The 916-nt window shown below is 51.9% G+C and carries 2 tRNA genes and 2 rRNA genes; all 4 read left to right on the forward strand.

The features are described 5' to 3' along the window. Positions 1-55 (forward strand): 16S ribosomal RNA (locus NFT33_RS11385); the annotation flags it as partial. A 120-nt stretch (positions 56-175) separates the two neighbouring features. After that, positions 176-252 (forward strand) — tRNA-Ile (locus NFT33_RS11390). Between the two features lie 11 nt (positions 253-263). Then, positions 264-339, forward strand: a tRNA-Ala gene (locus NFT33_RS11395). A 320-nt stretch (positions 340-659) separates the two neighbouring features. Further along, a 23S ribosomal RNA gene (locus NFT33_RS11400) occupies positions 660-916 on the forward strand; the annotation flags it as partial.

Below are 916 nucleotides of genomic sequence, written 5' to 3' on the forward strand. Positions count from 1 at the left end.
GGTGAAGTCGTAACAAGGTAGCCGTATCGGAAGGTGCGGCTGGATCACCTCCTTTCTGGAAAAAGACGATGCACCTGACTGCACAACAGTCTAGGCAGCAGAGTCCAACACAGTACGACACTCAAATCAACGCGCCCACACTTATCGGCTGTCACGACAGAGTCAGAAGAGATTGGGGTCTGTAGCTCAGTCGGTTAGAGCACCGTCTTGATAAGGCGGGGGTCGTTGGTTCGAATCCAACCAGACCCACCACCAATGTTCAAGGGGGATTAGCTCAGCTGGGAGAGCACCTGCTTTGCAAGCAGGGGGTCGTCGGTTCGATCCCGTCATCCTCCACCATCACTTCTGAAATCAATCAGGACAGACCTGAGCGTTGAACGCAATGTTCAGGTCTGTCTCGAAAGAGGCTGTTGTTCTTTAAAAATTCGTAGAGTCGAATCAGCGTTGTTGGCGGAAATGCCGTAGGGGTAAAGGCCTGCAGGCAACCGTGCCGCCAATGACAATTGATTGCGTCACCAGACATCAATGATGTTCGGAAGTGATTCCGGACCGAGTTGAAAGTACGGCAAACGTAGATACTCAAACACATGACCTGGCGAAGTCAGTCAGGTCAGTGCAGTCCTTGACGATGTCGGATGCGTCCGATGTCAAAGTTATAGGGTCAAGTGACTAAGTGCATGTGGTGGATGCCTTGGCGATTACAGGCGATGAAGGACGTGATAGCCTGCGAAAAGCTGCGGGGAGCTGGCAAATGAGCTTTGATCCGCAGATGTCCGAATGGGGAAACCCACCCGCAAGGGTATTGCATGCTGAATACATAGGCATGCAAGGCAAACCCGGCGAACTGAAACATCTCAGTAGCTGGAGGAAAAGACATCAACCGAGATTCCGAAAGTAGTGGCGAGCGAAATCGGAA

It is taken from the genome of Sphaerotilus sp. FB-3, from assembly GCF_023706025.1.
GTDB lineage: Bacteria > Pseudomonadota > Gammaproteobacteria > Burkholderiales > Burkholderiaceae_C > Sphaerotilus > Sphaerotilus sulfidivorans.